The sequence below is a fragment of the Microbulbifer maximicatervae (SeqCode) genome (assembly GCF_052467615.1).
Map to the genome: position 1 here is coordinate 2,273,121 of NZ_CP174319.1, position 24,273 is coordinate 2,297,393.

Below are 24,273 nucleotides of genomic sequence, written 5' to 3' on the forward strand. Positions count from 1 at the left end.
CAGTCTCAGTCTCAGTCTCAGTCTCAGTCTCAGGTGATTCTTTACTTTACAGTGAGCGGCAAACCAGCAATTGCCAAGGTGACGCTATCAGCTCGCTCGGCTAATGCCTGATGAAGCCAACCTGCAGCATCCACAAATTCCCGCGATAACTGCCCAAGGGGCACAATACCCGAACCGACTTCATTACTGACAAAAATCCAAGGTGGGGTATTACCGTTAGCGAGAGTGCGCCTCTGATCGATACATTGCAGAAGCGCCTCTTGCTCACGCTCCAAAACGCCCTGATGAAGACAGTTGCTCAACCATAAAGTGAGGCAGTCCACCAGTACACAGTGGGGCTCAGGAGCTGTAACCAGAGCCTCTGCCAGTGCAATAGGTTCTTCCAAGGTCTGCCAGCGATGATCCCGGTCTTCCCGATGTCGAGCAATACGGGTAGACATTTCTTGATCGCCCGCGGTAGCCGTTGCCAGGTAGGTAAGTCCACCATCGCTACTGCTGCTTAGCCACTGCTCCGCGCGCTGTTGCGCGAGCCGGCTTTTTCCACTGCGTGCGCCTCCTAGTACCAGATGCACACCAATGGAACTAGACATCGGCAATCACCAGGGATTTACCGGTTACCGGGTGTGGCATCACCGTGACACTGTAGCCGTAAAGCTGCTGCATATTCTCCGCAGTCAATACATCCTCTGGATTTCCGTAGGCCATACTGCGCCCCTGCTTTAAGGCGAGGATTCTGTCGCTGTAGCCGCTGGCATGGGCCAGATCATGGACCGTCATTACCACAGCTACGCCACTTCGCGCGAAGTCTCTTACCGCTCTCATCATTCCATATTGGTGTGCAATATCCAGGCTGGCAGCGGGCTCATCTAATAAGAGGAGCCGCTCTCCACCATCCTCTGCCCGCCAGATCTGGGCCATCACCCGAGCCAGTTGCAAGCGCTGCTGCTCGCCGCCAGATAATGTTGGGTACAGGCGCTCAGACAAATGACTAACATCCAGCGCTGCCATGGCTTCCAGGCAGATTTCTCGGTCCCGGTCAGTGCCAGTGGAATGCGGAGTTCGACTGAGGGCGACCAATTCCAGCCCGGTAAAGGCAAATGTCAGTGGGTTATTTTGCGGCAGGACGGCAACTTGCCTGGCTCGATTGCGGGCGGACAACTTTGCAAAAGGACTGCCTTTAAAGTGGACCTGCCCGGAATCCATCCTGACTTCGCCGCAAAGGGCACGCAGCAGAGTCGACTTACCCGCGCCATTGGGGCCAATCACACAAACCAGCTCGCCGACATCTACCTCCAGGTTGATATCTTGCAACAGCGGCCGATTACCGACACTAACCGCAACTCCCTCCACCTGTAGCAGAGCCATTAAATTGCCCCCCTGCTTTTACGCAACAAGGAAACAAAGAAAGGCACTCCAATTAGTGCGGTGATCAGCCCTACCGGGATCTCCACCGGGGCAATAATGGTTCGTGCCAGGGTATCGGAAACTAGCAATAAACTGGCTCCAGCCAGGGCAGAAAGCGGCAGCAGCTGCCGGTGATCAGGCCCTACCCACAAACGCACTATATGAGGCACTACCAGCCCCACAAAAGCAATACTGCCGGCTACAGCAACCGAAGTGCCCACTCCAGCCGCAACAAGCACTATCAAACGGGTTTTTACCCGCTCCACATCAATACCGAGATGGCGCGCCTGGGATTCTCCCAATAAAAGAACATTTAGTGAGGTGCCGAAACGGGACATACTGGCAAGCAAAGCGCCCAGCACGGCCAAAACCAGAAAAGCGCGAGGATAGCTCGCTGCATCCAGCCCTCCCATAAGCCACAGGCTCATACGGCGCAGGGTGTCATTATCAGCAAAGTACTCCATTAGCCCGATCAGGCTTGCGGAAAAAGCGGTAACGGCAATCCCCATTAGCAACATGGTCGCCACGGAAGTGCCATTAATACTTTTCGCCACTTTGTAGACCAGTGTCACCGCTAAAAGGCCGCTGAAAAAAGCAGCTATGGATACAACGGGCAAACTCCCAAACGCAGCGGCAACCTCCGCTCCTAACAGGATGGCCAAACAAGCACCGAGAGAAGCCCCTGCGGTAACACCAATCAGGGATGGGTCAGCTAGAGGGTTTCGAAATAAGCCTTGCAACATTGCCCCGCAGATGGCGAGCACAGCACCCACTCCAGCGGCCAACAGCGCCCTTGGCAATCGTATTACCTGAACAATATCCCCAGCGAGTCCACCGTCGCCCTGGCCACTGATCGCGGCAAATAGTTGTGAGGGTGAGAGATACACTGCTCCTATGGCAACGGCAGCAGAAAAACTAAGGGCAAGTACTGCGGGCAGTAACCACCAGGCAATATTTAATGCTTTTATACGGGCAACAGTCACTGGGTATCCTCTTGCAACGCTGCCGTCTCCCTGGCTCCCTCAAATTGCTCGAGCCAGTTTCCCTGGATATTCTCGGCAATAGTCTCAGCCAGCCTGTCCAATTGTTGCTGCCGCTGTTCACCCACATCCAGCGGCGTAGAGTCTTTCAACCCACCCCAGGCAAAAAGTGCGCTCAGCGCTTCGGGTGAATCGAACAGCCCATGCACGTAGGTCGCGAATATCTGTCCATCAGCACTTATTGCACCATCAGGCCTGGGATTTCTGCCTTTATCACAGATATATACCGCTGGAGTTTGCAGAGCTACACCGTCTGTTATACCACAGTGGATTTCATAGCCCTGAACAGGAGTAGCTTCTTTTACTTCATTTTCCAAAGCTAAAAAGCCGGTAATATTTTTCAGTGCTTTGACTGGCTGCAAGCGAGTTGTGAAATCCAGATAACCCAAGCCCGGTTCGTTACCCGGAGTATCCTCTACCCCATCCGGATCCTGTACCTCGCTCCCCAGCATTTGCAAACCACCGCAAATACCCACGAGTTTGCCGCCATAGCGCAGATGCCGATCCAACTGTGCAGGCCAATCGTTTTCTTTTAAGTAGGCCAAGTCTGCCCGTACATTTTTACTGCCAGGAAGAATAATCCAGTCGCACTGAGGGACTGGTTCGCGGACACTGACAAATTGCAGATCGATATCCGGATGCAACCTCAGCGCATCAAAATCTGTATGATTGCTTATGCGCGGCAATACCGGCACTACCACTTTCAATCGAGCATCAGCACCGCTCTGTTTGGTACTAATGGCATCCTCCGCGTCAAGGTAGAGGTCATGGAGATAAGGTAAGACTCCGAGAACTGGCTTGCCGGTATACTCCTCTAACCAGTCGAGCCCCGGCTGAAGTAATTGCAGATCGCCACGAAAGCGGTTGATCACAAAACCGACCACACGCTCTCGCTCTGAGGAAGACAGCAATTCGAGGGTGCCTACCAAGTGGGCGAACACACCTCCGCGATCGATATCGGCAATCAGTATAACCGGGCAATCAACCGCCTCGGCAAAGCCCATATTGGCAATATCGTTTTCCCGCAGGTTAATTTCTGCCGGGCTACCTGCCCCTTCAACTAACACCAGCTCATATTGATCATCGAGCCGTGCGAAGGAGTCCAGCACTGCATTTTGCGCGGTAGCCTTGTAGTGGTGGTAATCCAGCGCCTGCATATTCCCCAGCACTTTACCCTGGATAATAACCTGAGCCCCAGTATCTGAAGCGGGCTTAAGTAACACCGGGTTCATATCGCTGTGAGGGTCGATTCCACAAGCCTGGGCCTGCAGCGCTTGTGCCCGCCCTATCTCACCACCATCCGCCGTAACGGCACTATTGAGTGCCATATTTTGCGGTTTAAAAGGTGCGACACTGACTCCGCGCTGGGAAAAGTAACGAGCGAGCCCGGCCACCAAAGTACTCTTGCCGGCATCGGAAGTCGTGCCCTGAACCATCAACACGGACATAGTGAAAACAACCTAGTAATCTACGCCTTTGCGGGCTTTGATGCCCGCTTTAAAAGCATGCTTAACATCTTTCACTTCAGATACCGTATCCACTAGCTCCTGTAGTGCACTACCACCACCTCGACCAGTCACCACCAAACTCTGTTCCTGTGGCCGCTGGGCTAGAGTCTCCAATACTTTGGACTCATCCAGGTATTTGTAAGCGAGCATATAAGTGAGTTCGTCCAACACCACTAAGTCATAGGTGGTATCGGTGAGCATTTTTTCTGCCTCTGCCCAGGTTCTCTCTGCAGCAGCAATATCGCTGGTGCGATCCTGAGTATTCCAGGTAAAGCCAGTACCCATTTGATAGAGAGTAACTTCCGGGCAATGGTTTTTAAGGAAAAGCTCTTCCCCAGATTGCTGTGCGCCTTTAATAAATTGCACTACACCCACTTTCTGCCCGTAACCCAGTGCGCGTATCACCATGCCGAAAGCTGAGCTCGACTTCCCTTTGCCATTTCCAGTGAGAAGGACAGCAACTCCACGCTGGATATCGGCTGCTGCAATGTTGGCATCAACCTTCTCCTTGTGTTTTTGCATTGCCTGCTTGTGCTTGGCATTTCGTTTTTGCTCGTCTTCCGACATGGCCACCTCAGTTCAAGAACCTATAAAAGAAAGTGCTTTAGAAGCTGAATTCCACACCAGCATAACCGGCGAGGCCCGCAGTGTTATAGCCAGTAACTTCCACATAATCTTCGTCGGTAAGGTTTTCACCGCGAACAAATACCGTCGTGGCGTTGTTCAGCTGATAACGGACACTGGCATCCAGCACTTGATAATCATCCAGCGAAGAGCCATCGCTATCTACCACATCCGCACTGGAACGCAGGTTCATAACAAGGCTCAAGTCACTAGTAGGCTTATAAGTGAAGCCGAGATTCGCCAAGTGCTTGGGACTGCGGGCTCGGGGAGAATCATCGGCTTCTTCAGCGTCGGTGTAGGTGTAATTGGCAGAGAGCAATAGACTGTCAGTCAATTGCGCTTCGACAACAAACTCAGCGCCTTGGGACACGCTTTCTCCACTGCTTTGCAGGTAACCTGTGTAGTCGGCCATATCGAATCCGATTTCATTCTCAATGACCTGTTTAAACAGTACGAACTCCAGGTAGAGAGAGTTTTCACCAAAGTATTCAACACCAAGATCCAGGCCTCGGCTCTCTTCCGGCTTAAGAGATGGCAACTCTAATGGAGTAAAAGTTAACCAGTCGAATGCGGTAGCGTTGTAGTCAACTTCATATAAGCTCGGGGCACGGAAGCCAGTGCCGTAACTACTTTTTATTTTTACCGTACCGTTGGCAACATCCTCAAATAAATAGGCTGAGCTGGCGCGGAAGCTGTTGTAGCTGCCAAAATCAGAGTTATTGTCATGGCGAAGGCCAAGGGTGATATAAGCCTGATCGGCATAGCTTCCCTGATATTCGGAATAAACTGCCCACTGATCCCGATCCAGGTCGCCCGAAGTATCTTCACGATGCTCTACCCCGTAGACCATTCCATGTTCGCGACTAAACCCGTAGGAACCGGTGAAGTTCAACTTTTCGATATCACCTTCCGCTTCATAAAAGGGCACGCCTTCACTGATATAGGTACGCTGCAAATCAGAACGTGTATAAGCCAACTCCTGCTGACCATCTTCGCCTTTATGAGCTAAGCTGACACGAACACTTTCCTGGCTGAAATCAAAGTTACAATCATCCTGAGAGGGCCAGCCGCAGCGATCATACTCACCTGAAGCATCGGTATCCCGCGCCACAGCCTCAAGTCGCCACTGCTCAGAAATATTCCAACCTACACGGCCATGCAAGGTTTCATTATCGTAACCGTCGTCATCTCTCAATTCCGAGTCATAACTACTGGTATTAAAACCATCGGTTTCTGCCGCCGCTGCAGAAACAAAATAATCCAATGCTTCATTGGCTCCGCTAGCGCTGGCATTGTAGCGTTCAGTATCGGAGCTACCGCCCTCAGCTGACACCTCAAAGCGCTGCCCCTCTCCCTCGCGACGAGTCGAGATATCCAGTACACCACCGGCATCGGCTCCGTAGAGCATACCTTGTGGACCCCGTAATAATTCCACGCGCTGCAAGTTGCTGCTCATAATATGTTCAATATGAGCCCCCGCCTGGGTACCGGTTGGGTCAGAAATGTCGATACCGTCTATCTGGACCAAGGTTCTGAAACCGGACTCTCCACGTACCCTTAAGGAGGTTGTCTTGCCCATACCCCCTGTATTGGTAACAGACACGGAAGGCACACTACGCAAAACATCGGCAAGGGACACCAATCCCCGCTCTTTTAGCTGCTCTTCATCCAATACAGTTACTGAAGTAGCTACCTGGCGCAGCGGCTCGCCCTGACGGGAGCTCACAACAACCACGGTTTCCAGGTCTGGAATTGAAGATTCGGTAACAGTGGATTCAGCAAAAGACGGCGCGCTCACGGCTGATAAAACAGCCAGGCTCAATATAGATTTTTTCAAGTTTCAACCCCTAAGACAAAAGCACATGGGATCGAGGGAGGAATAGCAATGCGGCACGCCGAAGCGCGAAAGATCGTATTGCAAGATGGTAGCCCTCCGCTCCATCGTGTTTAGAAAAGAGGCCGGTATCGGGCTTACCACTCAGAATACAGGTGGATCACCGTTGCGGGGGCAGCGCCGGATTTCCGGACTTCCCGTTTAACCTTCTCAGCCAATTCAGGGCAGAAGGCACCTCTAATCGTGGTCGCGAAACTAGTGGAAAGGTACCGGAAAGTCAACAGAAGCCAAAAAATGTGAGGGAAGCTTGTTCGTGAGTCGGGTATTCCCTCACTACATAAGTACTAGTTATTCATGAGCAAGATTTCAAAAGCGCTTAGCAAGGTACCTTCACATAAACTGAGATCAACCTTGAGTTGCAGCCATAATAAAGAATTTATCAATAAATCATTCCGCTAACTATTATCAAATACTGCAAGCCAATCTGTGTAATATTTATCCGCATATTGACGAAAGAATGGAAACAACCAAGATGCACTTCTTTCATGAAGATTAAACCCACATCCATCATCAACAAGTACATCTTTGTCAACTATTCCGGAGAGCGCATGATGTAGAGCTGAAGCGCATAGTAGAAATTGCCCTATTGAATCGGCGATAGGCCTAAAATCCCACCCCCCAGCCCCATGCATGGCACGATATACCTTTGAATTTCGGTTGCTTTCGGCCAAGTCTACAATGATTGGATCTGCACCCTCATCGGCGAATAAAAACCAAGTTTTATCCCAACCGGGTATTGGCTGATTATCAACCGGGTTGTAGTTATATCCATTCATCACCCATGACAAGCGCCTGGCACTATAAAGATCAATTGGATTGCCCACGCCATCAAGATATTGGCTGTGGGCAGGCGCATAGTGAACTATATACTCTTGAAACTCTTTCGGAAAAACAAAATCCCTTTCCTTTTGCAACCGAAAACAGATAGAGTTTCCACCTCCCTGAAGTTCAAAATCTGTCTTTGAAAAACTATGGATCAACTCAATATAATCTTTAATATCCATACTACGTAACTCGCGAAACTACTTGCTGTATTTTTTTTTGGGGGGGGTACATATTAAGCAAAGGGTGCGGCTTACCCTACTCATCTAGCTGCTACCTACTTACCACCTTGCTTCCGACAGCATGAGGAATACTGTATATTTTACAGAAGCACCCAAAATAGATTTTTGTATATTCTTATATACATCTTCCTATTTTGATGTGCCAACTAAAATACAACCAGCACCAACAAAAGTGGAACCAAATATCCGACCGAGAAATCGACTTGAAGCCATACTCCTTGACCATTTTTTGGTACCGAAAGCTAATAAGGTATAACAAAATAAACAGCTAAAAGATAATGCCATAAAAGTGAAGACCAGCAAGGAAAACTGAGGTAATAGTGAGTCGGACAATGAAATAAATTGTGGGAAAAGCGCGGTTGTAAATATTATCGCTTTAGGGTTCGTTAAGGCAATTAAGCCCCCTTGAATATACAAACTCAATGCACCTCGCCTAGCATTACAAGTTACCTCAGAAGAATCCACTCTTCCTATTCCATTTTTCCAAAGCTTAACTCCCATATAAATCAGATATCCAGCCCCAACCACCTTTACCACAGTAAACGCCAAAGAAGAGTTAAGGACAAGTACACTCAATCCAATAACTGAAAGCCCGGACATAACAAACAAGCCAGATATATTGCCCAATGCCGCGAACACACCTCCTCTAACACCATTCGATAGAGTATTGATAGAGACCAGTAGTGCCGCTGGGCCAGGGGTAGCAGTTGCCAAGAGTGCGATTGCGCAAAAGGCCAACCAATTTTCAAACGCCATTTAACTCACCCTAGCAACTATTACTATCTCAAGGAAATGGAAATCACTGACAGGGCTAACCTTACCTACCATATGCTATATAAGCAACCAAGAAAGACCGAAGGAGCTAGCTATTATAAACCAGTCTAAATTACCCCATCTCCAAAACTGAAAAGATAAAGAGCACTAACTTTATAGGAAACAATAGAGATCACTCAATTATCCTTACCCGGCCACTAAAAGCTCTCTTTATATACCCTTCAAATTTTATCAGCCATTTTTCGTCTGGCGGCGCACTATTCTTTATACGGCCGGTATTTACCAATGCAACCATAAGAAATTGGCAGAAAATATCTACAAACCTAACAACCAGCCACAAATTGGGACCTACGTACAATCTGAATAACAAAATATTTACCAGCAGTACTCTACAAGCCCTTAAATATATAAACGCCATCACATAACAAGAAAAACCATCAAACAAAATACTTGTATATTGAAAAATTATGCGTATACCATTCAATCGTGGTAAGTAATTTGGAATACTCTCACAAAAATTAAGAAATCATTTATAGGGAACATTTATGAAAAGATTACTGGGCACAGGAATAATAGCAGCCCTCTTTTTTTATCAGCTCTCACACAACAGCTGCAACAATGGAGTGCTATGTCGACACCATTAAGTTTGATACATACAGACCAAATGTTTGTTTCGCATTAGTATGGGGTGCGAATACAGCAACTGCGGCATTTAGAATAGAAGAAGATACAAGCAAAGTAATTAGTTCCGTAATTTGGTCAGATGATGCTCATAGTTGTGGAACCACTTCTGACAGGTATTGTTCTTTTACGATTCGTGCATTTAGGGCATATACCGCTAAGGCAACAATACTTTATCAAGATGGTTCATGGGACACAGCATCTGCTATCGCCTCATTTGAAGATGGAAGCTAAGTGATAATTTAAAATTAACAAAAAAGGGCATACTTGAACTATGCCCTTTTTTATAGTTGTAGAAGAAAGAAAGTACACATTACTAACCAATACTACTTTTCCCCGACATGACCACCTAGCCTTAAAAGCATCCTCAATATAATCTGACTCCGTACTTATATAGGGTCAAAATTCAACAAACAGTCCTTATCGACCCACAATCAAACTATAGATAAACTTTATTTATCAAGAATAATATTAAAGCCACCATAGATTAACCTCTTACCATCAAATGGCATAGGGTTTTGATCTGGATTCATCCTCGGATCATCCATAACCGCCTGCCATCCAGAGTCTCGAACCTCTTTAGAAGGCCAGAGGACCCAGGAGAACACTACAGTTTCATTGCCAGCACACTTTACGGCCAAAGGAAAAGAGGTTAATTCGCCTTCTGGAACATCATCACCCCAAGTTTCAACAACCTTTAGAGCCCCCTGCTCTTTAAATACCTCTGCAGCAATTTTTGCATGCTTAATATATTCTTCTTTGTTATCTGAGGGTACAGCTGCTACAAATCCATCTGCATAAGACATTTTTAACTCCCCGACATTTTCTAATTTAATAAGTTACTATTGAAATTAAATACAGATTTACAAAGCACTTCTACTGCCCTAATCTAGTGATAGCGATATCTCTCTATCACCAACCCTTCTTACACCCTACATAGAGCACAAAATCAAATGCTACCACTCGTTTCTCTTGTGGTATTTTCCAAACCTCCCTAGCCTTACGGTAGGCCCACTCCATAAATTCACCACCCATGCCATCTATACATCTCCGCACAGCCGAAAAAGTATGTATAAAATTAAAAAACTCATTCAGGTCCCAGACTGCTTCCATAGTTGGCTTCGAAACCTGTATAGTACTAAAAGGAAAGTCTATATCCTTAAAATGATTCCAGAGCAATTTGTTTTGTGGAGCCCAGTACGTCTCTATTGGACCCAAAATAAGATCATTGAATATTTGAGCCAGTTCTCCATCTAAGACTGGCCAGTTATAGCCCCAAGCTGAAAAAATACCTTTTGGCTTCAAAACCCTTAGAACTTCGGGCCAAAAATCATCAAGGTCAAACCAATGCAACGCCTGGGCTACACAAACCAAATCACAACTCTCATTTGCCAGGTCACACTGCTCAGCAGGTCCTACTTGATAGTGAATATTAGGGTGAGCTTTAGCCGCTTTTATTTGCTCGACACTAATATCAGATGCGTACACACTACTAAATAGTTTCGCCAATCCTATCGCTGCCTGACCACTACCGCAAGCACAATCCCAGGCAAGTTTATTTGATGGAGCCAAGCTTGAGAGACACTTATAAAGCTCTGGAGGATAGGTTGGCCTAGCAGTCTTATAAAGCTCACTCTTGTCACTGAATAGTTTTTGATGGTGCATTCCTGCCCCCAGGTTCTTTAAGCAGCCGCGGCAAGCTAATATATATGAGCTACTATAGCTGCACCTCTTACTCTAGCTCTTAGGTCATAATCAAAAAAACCATGTTATTCTTATTTATTAGCAGCTGGGACCCCCACCAAGCATTACCCTACCAATAACTTCTTGAGATGCAACAATTCATGTGAGACCAATACTGGCGCGACAGTGGACATCAATACTCCTGCCCAATACCAACAAACTATAAAATAGCGATACCTTGCCCTTCCGAGACATAATACGAGCATCATCTTCCAGGTAAAAACTTGACAGCTTCGATATCACGTATAATTTTCCGCCACTAGCTATGCAGACCAAATGCACATTAGGAGTCACAATAGAGCTTCGAAACAGCAATAGCACAAAAGACACTAAGAACTTTGCTTCAACGGCCTTCTAAACAGGAGAAACATAACCCTCCATCCAGGGTCAAAAATAATCCAAAAAATAAGAGTGCCTTGGAAATATTATCCCACATATAAAGTGCAAAGGATTTATCTGGATTACCGATCATTCATGTCATTGCTCGAATGAGAGCTAGGGTGATTACTCAGGCTAACAATGCTTTTATAAATACAATCAGTTCATACCTTAACTTGGACCAACCATAGTCGGGATTAGCCGGGTTGGACTCGCTGGTAAAATGCCTAGCAAAGATCATATCGGCCCATTGAATCAAATCACAACCAAAGACAACCAAAAAAGCAATATAAGCAACGTCAAGACCATAAAAAAATGTTGTAGTTGTACCACTTAGAATATCAAGTACTGTAGCGCTGAGCAGTACGACATCGACTATCGGAGTAAAGTACTATCAAGATACCCCGAAGCTACCAAAGGATAAGCCCATAGGCTTACCCCTCGGAGGACCTTACTAGACAGGCTCGGGCTCTCTCAGCGGCCGTTGTTTTGCTACCGCAGCCGACTTATCAGGTAACGGCAAAGCGACAGGTACTTGCTGCGCCTGGCTGGTAGCCATTACCACAGTACTACCGTGACGTGCGGCAGTTACCAGCGCATCATTATCTGCAATGGCAGTCATAAAGCGCAACGCTTCGTCTGCGCTGGTACCAGCGCTGGTAAGAACCTTAATAGCCTCGGCTGCACTTTGTGCATATACCCGTCGTGCCTCCCCCATTTTCTCCATACGAATCTTTACGGACTCGCCATCAGCTTTAGCCTTACCCACTTCGCGCTCCCGGATCGCCTCAGCCTCGTAGGTAGCGGCCTGCTTCTCCCGCTGCATTTCCATAACTTTGTTAGCCTGAACCTCTACCGACTTGGGTAGCCGCGGCTCATCTGATAATACATCGACAATCTCTACACCAAAGTCGTGGAAAAATTGGCGAAGGCGCTCCTTAGCCTTGTCAGCTATATGTTCTTTTTTGTTATAAACGTCTTCCAGCTCAATGCCGTTGGCAACAGGAATAGCTGCATCTGTTGCAAACGACTTCAGCTGTGCCTGGTAATTCTCTAGATCATAGAGAGCTTTGTATGCAAGCTGCACATCCGACGACACCTGATGCTGAACCTTAAGAATCAAACCAAATGTGACATGATTACTGGTCTTTAGACTCAACTCAACAGGGGTTTCGTGTAGAGCCGTTGAGGCTTTTTTGTCTACCCAGGAAAGGTAGGGAATAATCAAGTTGAAACCAGGAGTGGCAGTTTTCCAGTACTTACCAAGAAATAGCACGAAGTGGTACTGCTTTGGCTCCACTATCACGATGGATTTAGCTAGCAAAAAAAGTACTACAGCTCCAAGTATCGCAGGCCAAAAAGGTAAAAGTGTAAAGAGTTGTTCCGGCATATTTAAAAGCCCAGTCAGAATAAATTATATAAGATGTGCAAATTATCTTACTCAGCAAGGGGCAACCAATGGATAAGCAAATATCCCCCCTACTAAGAGCACTCACCCACAGCTTACATCAACTACAACATGCTGGCCACAAAGCTACTGTCCAAAACCCAACTGTAAGTCTACTACCCCCCCCCCAGCAGGGTAAAAGCAAATGTAAAGAACTTCACTAAACCCGCTACAGACCAATAAACAACAATTTTCCTGGAAAAACCCTTAAATTAAAACCCGCACCAATAAAACTATTGTTAGTACAACTTACCATCACTTAACTATTCTTCTGCAACAAAGTATCCAAAATCAAATCTACAGTCATTTATCTTTAAGCAATTGTTTTTTGCGATTCAAGCCTATTCAAGTTACTTTACATGATATGGATGGGCTTTAAAAAGGAGGTACTTTGTGCCGGCTACAGAGCTCTCCAGAGTATTAGGTGCAGAGGAGGCTATGTTCACCGAGTTGGCAAGGCGAACTTGCGGGGGGACATTAGTAATCTCCTTTATCAAAGTACTCACCCCTCTTAGCGTTGAAAAATTGATAAGTGGTTTCGCATCGGCACATAAAATCTACCCACTTTTACAGGCAAGAGTTGAGTCCGGCAACAAGCTACGATGGCGCTGCGACGTACCATTCGAGTCAATTCCAATTGAGGTTCGAAAATTGAAGGAGCCTCTTGATTTCGAGGCTGAATTCAATCGCCGGGGGAAGACGGGCCTTGATGTTGAAAAATGCACATACACACTTTCTTTCTATATTAATTCCCATGACGAAGTTGAATGGATCTCACTAGTCAGCAGCCACGCAGCTTTGGATGGCCGATCAGTGATGACTTTATTCTGTATTTTGGACATATTCTTTAAAGATGAAGGAACATTCAGGTTGGGCGGACAACCACTTTACGAAGCTGTCGAAAGCTACTTTAGCTCCTCTAAATACTTTGCCCATGAAAAACCATCTTCTCAAAAAGATGAACTTTTTAATTGGCCCGTAGAGGAACCTGCTTTTGTATCAGAACGTGAAGGTCATGCTATATATCGGCAATTTCCGATTGCAGAAATTTCACAACTGGTAAAAATAGGAAAAAGTCACAAGGTAAGGCCAAGCGCCCTGTTTTGCGCCATTGCGATTCAAGCATCCAAAATATTACCCAACCATAAAGATTGGATAAAGATTTTACTACCCATGGATGTTCGTGAACTCTGCGGAACTGAAATTGGATTAAGTGCAGTAGGTGCTTTTTCATCAGCAACTACTCTTGAAATCATGCCCAATATAGATATAGATGATACTTGGCAACTAGCGCGCCACTTACAGATTGAGCTTGATAAACAGGCGGAAGAAGGAGAGTCATTCAAGTTCATGTTCCCCAAGAAATACAAACTCGAGGATATTATTGAATGGGCTCAGGATTATGAGGAAAAGAAATCTGTCTTTTCTGAAGGAATGTGTATATCTAATGTAGGCAGCATGAAAGCGCTTGGCACAGCAATGAAGCACTTTGAAATCATCACGGCAATTCCATTTCAAACACATGGAGCTCACCCTATCTCACTACTAACCTATTCAACGGTACGTAATTCTGTATTTATATTTTCGTACTGTGATCCACTCACAAAACGAGATAGCGTTATGAATTTTGCAGAAAAATTCATCAACACCATCAAGAGGCTTTTAGAACCTGAGAACTAACCCTTGATTTGAAAAAACGAACAAAAGCAAAAGTAAAGCAAAGGCGCCCACTACTCCCTAATCAGCCGGGGCTAGCCCAAAACAATTTCACCTTATGTACGATTCTCCAACAAAGAATCAATTGGTCACTACAAGTGACCACCAAAAATCAATGCAAGGAAATATTGGCAACGCCAACCAAGTACAGCCTGTCATATCATATACATCTCACAGATTTCACCAAACATCAACCTTAAGCCAATAAACCATATAAAATTCAGTACTTGTTTTTTAATGTAACCTACCCAAATGAGGCGACGTTACCAGCTTTATTGAAAGGCATACATGTATTCCAAAGGAGCTATTGCCCCATACCCCCACTCAAGTAATGCACCTCAAACCAGTCAACATTAGATCAAGCCACGACAAATCTTAGCCAACACTTATGTATTCCGAACATGTATATATAGATAAGCAAGCAATATTTAGATATCAATATTTTTGCATCTTAACTTCTATTTTATTAAGTTTGACATTAAGTCAATCTGTTCTTGGAAAGAGCACCTATGTCCAGCCGAGAGTTCTCCAGGGTGCTGGGGCCTGAAGAAGCATTATTTACCGAGCTAGCCAGGAGAACTTGCGGGGGAACCTTGCTGGTTTCCTTTTATAAAGTTCTAATCCCACTGAGTGTTGAGCAACTTAAAACTGCCTTTTCTTTAATCCATAAAATTTACCCCCTTCTACAGGCTCGTGTTGAGTCAGGTGAGCAACTGCGCTGGTATTGCGACGTACCCTTTGAGGATATCCCTTTAGAGATAAGGGAGCTTTCAAAACCCATTAATATTGAATACGAATATACTCGCAGAGGTAAAACAGGACTCAACGTTGAAGCATGTACATATACTCTTTCCTTCTATCTAAATTCACTAGGTAAAGTCGACTACATATCTATGGTCAGCAATCATGCGGCATTGGACGGCCGGTCTGCCGGGATCATATTCTATATTTTAGATTTGTATTTTTTGGATCAAGGAAGATTCAGGTTAGATAGACAGCCGTTATACGACCCTGTTGAGACCTACTTTGATTCAAGCAAGCATTTCTCCAACCAGCAAACATCTGGAATTAAAGAAAATTTATTTAAATGGCCAGTAGAAGAAGCCGCTTTTGTTACTGAACGGGAGGGCCATATTTTATATCGCAAATTTCCTATGGAGGAACTCTCTCACGTTGCAACTATTGGCAGAAAACACAAAGTAAGACCTAGTGCGCTTTTTTGTGCTATTGCCATCCAGGCATCAAACATACTGCCAAATCACAGAGAATGGATCAAAATCTTATTACCCATGGATGTCCGCGACCTATGCGGCACCGGAATCGAGTTAAGCGTTATTGGTACCTTTTCTGCAGTTACCACTCTTGAGGTTACACCAGATATCGATATCGAGAACACCTGGGAGCTGGCAAAGCACTTACAGATTGAACTTGATCGGCAGGCGGTGTCCGGCGAATATTGTAAGTTTAACTTTCACAAGAACTATGATTTAGGGAATATTATTGAGTGGGTTGAAAAATACGAAACCAACAATCCCTACTTTCTTGAAGGATTATGCGTATCCAACTTGGGTAACCTGGAATCCCTGGGTGTGCACATGAATTTTTTTGAACCTATCATAGGTACCTCACTCCAAACTCACGGCGCCCATCCAATATCATTGAGCACTTATTCAACAGAAAAAAGTTCCGTTTTTGTCTTTTCATACTGTGAGCCACTGACAAAAAGAAATAACGCTTTAAATTTTGCTGAAAAATATATCAACACTCTAAAGAATTTGATATGAATCAGCTGCACATAAACTAGGCATCTCAAGCTATCGAATCACTTTCAGCATGTACCACTCCCAAAAAACACAGTGCCATAAAAGCAATGCATTTAAACCATACGCAGCCTGTATATTAAACACTAAGATTATATTACAGGCTCATAGGGGAGTTTATTAGGAAGCCGAATGACCTGCACACATACCTTTTGTTTAGAGCGTCACTAGGAGTCAATAAATTAACTGAATCTTGCCTCATTGGTTCTCCACCTACTTCACCTCTTTTGTGAGGTGAAGTAGGCAGAAATATCTACTTTATAAATTTTTTCGCCATCTCGCCTCCTCCCCTGCCATGCACAATCCGATAAAGTAACGGAAGTACAAACAGAGTTAGAAGTGTGGAAGAAATAATCCCCCCAATCACAACCGTGGCCAGGGGCCTTTGTACCTCTGCGCCGGTACCCACATTCAATGCCATAGGCACGAACCCCAGGCTGGCGACCAGAGCAGTCATCAATACAGGACGAAGACGAATCATTGCTCCGTCAATAATCGAAACCAAAAGCTCACCGCCCTGTTGCCGCAGCTGACGAATAAATGACAGCATTACCAGGCCGTTTAAAACCGCAACACCAGAAAGGGCAATAAACCCAACCCCTGCAGAAATCGATAGAGGCATACCGCGCAGCCATAGAGCTAGCACCCCGCCAGTTAGCGCTAAGGGAACTCCTGTAAAAATGATCAAGGCATCTTTGAATGAGCCGAAAGCCATTACTAGAAGACCGAGGATTACCAAAAGCGTCAGCGGGACAACGATAGAAAGACGCGTACTTGCAGATTCCAGTTGTTCAAATGTACCTCCATATACCAACCAGTAACCGGCAGGCAAAGACACCTGTTGTTGGATTTGGGCTTTTGCCTCCTCTACAAAAGATCCTAAATCGCGATCGCGTACATTCGCGGTTACCACTACACGGCGCTTGCCATTTTCACGACTGACTTGATTGGGAGCCGGTGTCATTTCAAGATTGGCTACTTCAGACAAGGGCACATAGCTACCTAGCGGGCTACCAGCGGGTAAAGGTACAGGTAAGTCACCAAGGTTTTCATAGTCCCGGCGCAGCCCTTCCGGCAGCCTTACTACCAATTGGAAGCGGCGGTCACCCTCATAAATCAGCCCTGCAGATTCCCCACCAATTGCGGTTGATACCAAGTCCTGTAGGGTTTTCAGGTCGATACCATAGCGGGCAAGCGCTATACGCTTGGGGACTACAGAGAGAACTGGCAGACCTTCAACCTGCTCTACTCGAGCATCGGCTACACCCTCAATCCCATTTAACACACCCAGGATTTGATTAGACGAAGCGACCAGCTGGTCCAGGTCATCACCAAATACTTTGATGCCCAGATCTGCACGCACACCAGAAATTAACTCGTTGAAACGCATCTGGATTGGCTGGGTAAATTCGTAGTTATTACCTGGTAGCTCTCGAACGGCTGCTTCGATTTCTGCCACTAATTGCTCCTGAGGCAGTTTTGGATCGGGCCATTGGTTTCTGGGTTTCAGGATCACAAAGTTATCAGCCACATTCGGAGGCATTGGATCTGTAGCCACCTCTGGAGTACCAATTTTTGCAAATACCTTGTCTACCTGGGGGAACTCCTTAATGCGCTGCTCTAGTAGACGCTGCATTTCCACCGACTGCTCGAGGCCAGTCCCCGGAATACGTAAAGCGTGTAGTGCAATATCGCCCTCATTAAGCTGGGGGATAAACTCAGAACCGAGAGTAGTAGCTAGCCAACTGCAAAACAGTACTAAAGCAAGAGCCCCTGATAGTACCAGCCAACGCACTTTCATTGCGGCAATTAAAAGCGGCTTATACAGTGACTTAGTAGCAACAATCACCTTATTTTCTTTTTCACTGACTTTCCCGGTGAGAAAAACAGCAACCGCTGCAGGTACTACGGTGAGAGAAAGAACCAATGCAGCCAATAACGCCATAACCACAGTAGCGGCCATAGGGTGGAACATCTTTCCTTCGACACCAGTCAGTGTGAACAAAGGAATATACACCACCGTGATAATCAACACTCCAAAAAGGCTCGGGCGAATCACTTCATTGGTGGCCTGGAATACCAGCTCCAATCGCTCTTGTAGAAGTAACTTACCGCCCTTGCGCTGTTGGGCTTCGGCGAGCCTGCGAATCGCATTTTCTACGATAATTACAGCCCCATCGACAATCAGACCGAAATCGAGCGCACCGAGACTCATCAGGTTGGCAGAAACACCGGTTTGCACCATACCAAATATAGTGGCGAGCATGGACAGCGGGATTACAGCAGCTGTAATAAAGGCAGCCCGAATATTTCCAAGCAGCAAGAACAGCACGACGACTACCAGCAACGCACCTTCAATAAGGTTTTTCTGCACGGTAGCGATGGCTTTATCCACGAGCGTCGTGCGATCATAAACCGCTTCCACCTTTACACCTTCAGGTACAGTGGATTTTACTTGCTCCAAAGCCTCCGCCACATTGCGCGCCACCTCGCGGGAGTTTTCCCCCACCAGCATCATAGCGGTGCCCAATACGGTTTCTTCACCATCTCGCGTAGCAGCACCGGTACGCAGTTCTTTACCAATAGCCACTACAGCAACATCAGAAATTTTAACCGGCACCCCGGATCGGCTGGTAATTACTACGTCTTCAATTCCTCTGATATTCTGTAGTTGTCCCGGTGAACGCACTAACAGTTGGCGTCCATTATTTTCCAGATAGCCAGCACCTCGACTTTCGTTGTTGCGACGCAAAGCCTCGGCAATGTCCTCCATAGATACGCCGAAGTTAAGCATCTGGCGGGGGTCCGGTGTTACGTGATACTGCTTGTTATAGCCACCGATAGTATTTAGTTCCGTAACCCCCGGAACGAGAGACAATTGCGGTTTAATAATCCAATCCTGAATCTCCCGCAGTGCAGTGGCGTCGTAGGGCTGGCCATTGGGCTGGGTTGCTCCGGGCAGAGCCTCCACGGTATACATAAAGATCTCACCGAGCCCGGTGGCAATGGGCCCCATTTCCGGCTCCAACCCAGGGGGCAGATTGCTCTCGATGGTACCCAGACGACTGTTTATTAAGTTTCGCGCAAAATAGAGATCTGTCCCCTCTTTGAAAACCACGGTCACTTGGGATAGCCCGTAGCGCGAAATCGAACGGGTGTACTCCAAGTTGGGAAGTCCGGCAAGTGCCGCCTCTACCGGATAGGTGATTCTCTGTTCAGCTTCTAAAGGCGAGTAACCAGGTGCTTCAGTATTAATCTGCACCTGAACATTGGTGATATCGGGGACTGCATCAATAGGGAGTTTCTGGTAACTCCAAACCCCGAGCCCCACCAGAATAAAAATTAGGGACAATACGAAATAACGCCGCTCAATGGAGAAGCGCAGGATGCTTTCAATCATCTTCTGGCCTCAATTAATGGTGGTGAGCAGCGCCGGATTTCTCTATATCCGCCTTGATTAAGTAACTGTTTTCAGTGACGTAGCGGTCTCCAGGGTTGAGTCCACTTAATACCTCTGTAACCCTGCCATCGGTCCGCCCAAGTTCCAGTGGGCGAATCTCATAAGCATCCCCTACTTTTACAAACACAACGGTCCAATTGCGGAAGGGTTGCAGCGCTTGATTTTCCACCACTAAAGGCGCAGGACTCTCATGGGTAACCACATCTCCTTGAACCATCAGGTCTGTTGTCCAAATGTCCTCTGGATTCTCAATCATCGCGCGGGCTATTGCGAAAGGCGTACCATTGCCCCCCGGTGCCAAGCTGACAATTGTCGAATCAAATGAGAGCCCATCGGCGGTAATAGAAACTTTTTGCCCGCGAGCAATTTGTCCCCGGCGAGTGGGGAATACTTGAAGCTCTGCCCATATTTGCTTGTAGTTCGCAATCGTAAACAGCACCCGATCACCGCTAAACTCCCCTCGACTGGCCTGCTTATCAATAATCTGACCGCTAATAGGCGCTATCAAGGAGTAGGTTTGCAAGCTGTCATTGGACTCAATTGTTGCCAGCTTTTCCCCCTTTTGTATGGAATCACCCAATGCTTTCTCAATCGTGACAACAGTGCCAGGATAACGAGCACGAACATGGCTGAGACTGCGATGATCAATAGTAGTTTTACCGTAAAGGGTAATGCGCTCTTGAATAACTCCCGGTGCGGCAATCGCAGTTTTAATACCGGCCTTTTCCGCTGTATTTTCATCTATTTTTACTCTTCCTTCATATGATTCAAACTGCCATTTGGCACGGCCTCGCTTGTGAGTCAAAGAGAGTTCAATGTCGAATGAATGAGGTTCAGCCAGATTTTCTTGGCTGCGCCAGTAATCAATATTTGTATCGCGTTGTAAGGCAATATGTTGTGACTCTCCCCCTAGTCGAACCAGAGTTAGGGTCAATTCTGCATTGTCTAGCGCTTTTCCATCTTCCTGAACCCATGCGCGAAACTCAGCGCCACCACTCCGCTCTACCAGAGCCAGCTCAACCACGAGATCCCCCTGCTCTAAGAGGCGGCCCCCATGTGGCCCTTTACTTTCTTCTTGATGATGATCTCCACCGTGGGAGCCACTGGCATAACTAAAATTTGCCACCCACCCTAAAGGTACCAAAAGGAATAGGAACAGCATCGCTAGCTTTAAAGTTCTATTTAATCTGCTCATTTTTAAACTCAATTTCATCTACTGCTTTCAACAGCCACGACACCTAATGGCCGGGCAGTTAATCTCTCAATTTCCGCTCCATACACATGAACAGAACGTGCCGCCACAATTCTCGAGCGCTCAGCATCGAGCAATTCCTCGCGGGCAGAGATCAACTCAACATAGGAATAGCGCCCCCGGCGATAGGCCCGGTCAACCTCAGAAAGCGCCTTGCGCAATGTGGGAATCACGGTATTTTGCATTTCGTCAACAATGGCCAGCGCTTGTTCACGGCTCGTTACCGCCAAGAAAAGCTGGGGATAGAGCTTTAGCAATGCCGCTTCTCTATCCAACTGAACCTGTTCCAGCTCAGCCATTGCAGAAATCTCTTTACCCCGATTACGCCGCCCGGTAAAAAGCGGCACGTTAAAGCCAACAACGACAGCATTCTCATCATCTTCTTTGTCGTTCCGATAGCCTGCATACCAACCAATATCGGGGGTCGATTTCGCTTGTGTCAGATGCAGGTGAGATGCGCGCAAGCGCTCTTCAGAGGCAAAACGGGCAATAGAAGGGTTTTCCTGAGCCCGCTCGTACAGAACATCAAAGCTGGCATTTGGCTCAAATCGGAAGAGCACGCTGGAGTCAACTGCAAAGTCCTGGGTAGGTTGCCCCCACAGCGCGGATAGTGCGTACTTGTAGTAGCTCAGCATTCGCTCCTGTGCCTCGGCGGCCAAAATGGCATTCGCCAGTGCAGACTCAGCCCGCATACGTTCAGCTATGGGGGACGCAGCAGCATTGACCCTTGTAATTACAGCGTCCAACGCTTCTTGCGCCAGCGAGACCTTCTCTTTTTCCAGAATCAATAATTCTGCGGCAGCGAGTACTTGCGCATAACCACGAACCACCTCGGCCAAGACATCCAGTGCTGTCGCTTGCTCATCGGCAATTAAGAGATCCCGCTGAGCATTGACAACATCAATTCGAGCCTGGCGTTTGCCCCCCAACTCAATAACTGATGACAAAGAAGCAGTCAGCTCAAGTTCCTTGTCATCATCATCATCGTCGTCACTTGGCGGACCGGGCCGGCCGGGGGAGCCTGAGCTTGAGCTTGATGAACCATCATCTCCGTATACCGCATACTCAGCTTCGAAACCAAAATCCCATGCAGGACGTAGGCCGGCTGTGAACTCAGCACCATCCAATGCCCATTGCTGGAGTGGAAAAACTGCAATCTGGGGATTTTGTGCCAGAGTTTTCTGTATTGCCTCTGGCAACGTCAATACTTCTCCCTTCTGCGCAGAGGTAGCTTGCGCAGATATAAGTAGAGCGGTCGTCAACAAAAATCTAAAGGATGTACGACCAATCACGCTCAGCGAGAGCGTGGAAAAAAAATCCATGGAATTCTCCCAAGTCACAACTCGATCATCGTGTGCGAGCAAAAGCTACATACTTCTATAGCGGCACACGTAGTATTTAACTAATCAGACTTGGGTTATAGGTGGGCGTAAAAGTGGAGAAAAATAACCTGAGGGCACAGCTGCACTGATTGTGTCACTGTAACTGATAGTGCCCCGAAGAAGAGGTTGATAAGACTGCCCCAAAAGCCCGGTTGCATTAATTCCGTGACAATGGCAACAGTGATTACAGAAATCCAACGTCGGTGTAGATTGCTCTTCACCGGAGGAAGGCAGCGAGAAAGTAACGGAACCCCCATCAGGCTCGTCAGTAGGAGCTACCCCCAGGGGTTGATCAATATGATTTGAAGAGAAGTGGATGGTGATATCTTCTAGCTCATCATGACTGTCATAGAAGGCGCCAGCTGTCTGGAAAATCAGCAGCGCAATCAGTAAAAATGACAGACGAACCACATTCATAGGAGCAGGCTAGTATCAATAATGGACCGACTCTAGCAAACATAACCCAGAGCCTCAATTGAATACGGCAAAAGTTTTGTAAAACAACAGCTTATTGACCAGCAATTCTGGATAGCCAGTCTCATTTCAATACTCGTTTTTACGCAACAGCAGGCGCGAAGGTTCTCCTCTACACTGATTCAGATGCCACAACTATGGCTATGTATTGGGAGGTACCGGTAAATGCTTGCTTTTCAACCCTTTGGTGGCTTGGCTAGGGCGCTGATTCTTGCAGCGACGGTGGCATTAGCCCCTGCGATTGTCGCTCAAAACCCGACTCCACCCCCGCAACCCGATAGCACTGGCTCCCAAGGCCAAACCCCGCCACCAGGGCACCCCACTCAATCGACCGATGACAGCAATACCCCCCAGCCGCCAGGGCAAATGCAGCAAGGAAAACCTCCTCAAGGCCAAATGGGGGCCATGGAATCAAACGAGCCCCTAGACCCCAAGGCGATGGCAACCTTAAAAAGAATGGGTGACTACCTCGCCAGTCTCAAAATGATGATGTTTAACGCCGATATATTCACTGAGGTCGTTCTGGAAAATCAGGAAAAGCTCCTGATTGGCGGTACCGTCAAATATATGGCAATGCCACCGAAGCAACTGCGTGTAGACCTGAAAACAGATTCTATTACCCGTCAGTTTATTCACAATGGCGACAAGTTCACCGTGATTGCTCCCCGCGATGGTTACTTCGCAGAAATGGAAGCACCCCAGCCTACAGCGGAAGTTTTGACCAAAGCCGCCAAGGATTACGGCATTGAGATTCCTTTTGCCGACCTCCTCGAATGGGGAAGGAAGGAAAATGTTTGGTCCGGTATCAAAGAAGGCTTTCTGGTAAACCGGCCTATGGTTGACGGCCAAAAAACCGAGCACTGGGCATTTCGCTCTGAAAACCTGGACTGGGAAATCTGGATCAAGGCTGGTGACAAGCCCCTGCCCCTGCGTATTTCAACAGTGAACACCCGCGACCCCGCCAAGCCGCGCTTTATTGCCACCTTGAAATGGATGGAAGCCAAACCTGGTGCCGCCGGGCAATTTACCCCTTCCATCGACAAGCTCAAGCAGATTCAGTTTAAGAAGGCGGAACCCAATAAGGAGGCCACACCATGATGCATCGCAACGGTCAAAAGACGGGTTTCCTTGCACAACTGGTTGTGCCTGCCCTGGTCACGGGGGCACTACTGACTGCATTGGCCAGTCCCTCAGCCGAAGCCTTTGGTCGGTTTGGTGGTGGTGGGGCTCATTTCAATATTGGGGGACATTTTAATGGGATGCGTCCGATGGGTGGAGGCTTCCACGGTGGCTATGCCCCGGGGGAGTTTGCAAGACGCTTTCCCAATCACCCCCCATTTCACCCCCATCATCCACCCTACCCACCGCCCCCTTGGCGCCCCCACTACTGGCCCTACCCGGGACCAGCATTTTGGGGTACGGCAGCAGCCGTAGGTGTCGGCGGGTGGTTATATACGTTGCCTCGCAGCTGTGTTGCAGTAACTGTTGGTAACGTTACCTATGAGCACTGCGGGTCCTACTGGTATGAACCGCACTTTGTCGGTGGCCATATCGCCTACCGCCCGGTTCGCCCTCCCCGCTAGGAACGCCAATATTGGATAAGTGGTCCCAA

At 47.3% G+C, this 24,273-nt stretch carries 19 protein-coding genes and 1 riboswitch; of the genes, 4 read left to right on the plus strand and 15 right to left on the minus strand.

Features of this window, described 5'->3' with window-relative positions:
- Nucleotides 1-41: 41 nt before the first annotated feature.
- The 11 genes from cobU to ACJJIM_RS10230 all read right to left on the minus strand — a co-directional run bounded on the left by cobU (nt 42) and on the right by ACJJIM_RS10230 (nt 12,500).
- Entirely contained in the window at nt 42-590 is a 549-nt protein-coding gene (gene cobU / locus ACJJIM_RS10180) for a bifunctional adenosylcobinamide kinase/adenosylcobinamide-phosphate guanylyltransferase (protein ID WP_444913205.1), read from the minus strand.
- Complete coding sequence (locus ACJJIM_RS10185) at nt 583-1,365, minus strand: heme ABC transporter ATP-binding protein (protein ID WP_444913206.1); 783 nt, start codon at nt 1,363-1,365, stop codon at nt 583-585. Before ACJJIM_RS10185 ends, cobU begins: the two co-directional genes overlap by 8 nt.
- Complete coding sequence (locus tag ACJJIM_RS10190) at nt 1,365-2,387, minus strand: FecCD family ABC transporter permease (protein ID WP_413662191.1); 1,023 nt, start codon at nt 2,385-2,387, stop codon at nt 1,365-1,367. Before ACJJIM_RS10190 ends, ACJJIM_RS10185 begins: the two co-directional genes overlap by 1 nt.
- Nucleotides 2,384-3,892: a cobyric acid synthase gene (locus tag ACJJIM_RS10195; protein WP_444913207.1), complete on the minus strand. Its 1,509-nt coding sequence runs from the start codon at nt 3,890-3,892 to the stop codon at nt 2,384-2,386. Before ACJJIM_RS10195 ends, ACJJIM_RS10190 begins: the two co-directional genes overlap by 4 nt.
- 12 nt (nt 3,893-3,904) lie before the next feature.
- Nucleotides 3,905-4,519, minus strand: coding sequence for a cob(I)yrinic acid a,c-diamide adenosyltransferase (gene cobO / locus ACJJIM_RS10200; RefSeq protein WP_413662193.1), 615 nt, complete (start codon nt 4,517-4,519; stop codon nt 3,905-3,907).
- Between the two features lie 37 nt (nt 4,520-4,556).
- A complete protein-coding gene (locus ACJJIM_RS10205) occupies nt 4,557-6,413 on the minus strand; it encodes a TonB-dependent receptor plug domain-containing protein (RefSeq protein ID WP_444913208.1) in 1,857 nt (618 codons plus the stop codon).
- Between the two features lie 103 nt (nt 6,414-6,516).
- Nucleotides 6,517-6,664, minus strand: a riboswitch (cobalamin riboswitch).
- A 201-nt stretch (nt 6,665-6,865) separates the two neighbouring features.
- Nucleotides 6,866-7,474 (minus strand): SMI1/KNR4 family protein, encoded by a 609-nt coding sequence (locus ACJJIM_RS10210; RefSeq protein WP_413662195.1) that lies wholly within the window; start codon nt 7,472-7,474, stop codon nt 6,866-6,868.
- A 189-nt stretch (nt 7,475-7,663) separates the two neighbouring features.
- Nucleotides 7,664-8,290, minus strand: a complete 627-nt coding sequence (locus ACJJIM_RS10215; protein WP_413662196.1) for a LysE family translocator — start codon at nt 8,288-8,290, stop codon at nt 7,664-7,666.
- 1,151 nt (nt 8,291-9,441) lie between these two features.
- Entirely contained in the window at nt 9,442-9,795 is a 354-nt protein-coding gene (locus ACJJIM_RS10220) for a DUF1428 domain-containing protein (RefSeq protein ID WP_413662197.1), read from the minus strand.
- Nucleotides 9,796-9,901: 106 nt separating this feature from the next.
- Nucleotides 9,902-10,654 (minus strand): class I SAM-dependent methyltransferase, encoded by a 753-nt coding sequence (locus ACJJIM_RS10225; protein WP_444913209.1) that lies wholly within the window; start codon nt 10,652-10,654, stop codon nt 9,902-9,904.
- A 910-nt stretch (nt 10,655-11,564) separates the two neighbouring features.
- Nucleotides 11,565-12,500 (minus strand): SPFH domain-containing protein, encoded by a 936-nt coding sequence (locus tag ACJJIM_RS10230; RefSeq protein ID WP_413662199.1) that lies wholly within the window; start codon nt 12,498-12,500, stop codon nt 11,565-11,567.
- Between the two features lie 450 nt (nt 12,501-12,950).
- Here ACJJIM_RS10230 and ACJJIM_RS10235 point away from each other — a divergent pair, with 450 nt between their 5' ends.
- Both ACJJIM_RS10235 and ACJJIM_RS10240 read left to right on the plus strand, forming a co-directional pair.
- Nucleotides 12,951-14,237, plus strand: a complete 1,287-nt coding sequence (locus tag ACJJIM_RS10235) for a hypothetical protein (protein ID WP_444913210.1) — start codon at nt 12,951-12,953, stop codon at nt 14,235-14,237.
- 545 nt (nt 14,238-14,782) lie between these two features.
- The gene (locus tag ACJJIM_RS10240; RefSeq protein WP_444913211.1) at nt 14,783-16,057 is read left to right on the plus strand and encodes a hypothetical protein; all 1,275 of its coding nucleotides are present in this window, start codon (nt 14,783-14,785) and stop codon (nt 16,055-16,057) included.
- A gap of 289 nt (nt 16,058-16,346) precedes the next feature.
- On the opposite strand, the gene ACJJIM_RS10245 is transcribed toward ACJJIM_RS10240, so the two are convergent.
- The 4 genes from ACJJIM_RS10245 to ACJJIM_RS10260 form a co-directional block, all read right to left on the minus strand.
- A complete protein-coding gene (locus ACJJIM_RS10245; RefSeq protein WP_444913212.1) occupies nt 16,347-19,493 on the minus strand; it encodes an efflux RND transporter permease subunit in 3,147 nt (1,048 codons plus the stop codon).
- A gap of 13 nt (nt 19,494-19,506) precedes the next feature.
- Nucleotides 19,507-20,748 carry an efflux RND transporter periplasmic adaptor subunit gene (locus ACJJIM_RS10250; protein ID WP_444913213.1) on the minus strand — a complete coding sequence of 414 codons (1,242 nt, stop codon included), beginning with the start codon at nt 20,746-20,748 and terminating at the stop codon, nt 19,507-19,509.
- A 14-nt stretch (nt 20,749-20,762) separates the two neighbouring features.
- Nucleotides 20,763-22,127 (minus strand): TolC family protein, encoded by a 1,365-nt coding sequence (locus ACJJIM_RS10255; RefSeq protein WP_413662204.1) that lies wholly within the window; start codon nt 22,125-22,127, stop codon nt 20,763-20,765.
- A gap of 84 nt (nt 22,128-22,211) precedes the next feature.
- On the minus strand, nt 22,212-22,604 hold the full coding sequence (locus ACJJIM_RS10260; protein ID WP_444913214.1) for a hypothetical protein: 393 nt from the start codon (nt 22,602-22,604) through the stop codon (nt 22,212-22,214).
- Nucleotides 22,605-22,826: 222 nt separating this feature from the next.
- Between ACJJIM_RS10260 and ACJJIM_RS10265 the strand changes: the two genes are divergently transcribed.
- Nucleotides 22,827-23,759, plus strand: coding sequence for a DUF2092 domain-containing protein (locus ACJJIM_RS10265; protein WP_444913215.1), 933 nt, complete (start codon nt 22,827-22,829; stop codon nt 23,757-23,759).
- Nucleotides 23,756-24,244, plus strand: coding sequence for a hypothetical protein (locus ACJJIM_RS10270; protein ID WP_413662207.1), 489 nt, complete (start codon nt 23,756-23,758; stop codon nt 24,242-24,244). The genes ACJJIM_RS10265 and ACJJIM_RS10270 overlap by 4 nt, the downstream gene beginning before the upstream one ends.
- Nucleotides 24,245-24,273 lie beyond the last annotated feature (29 nt).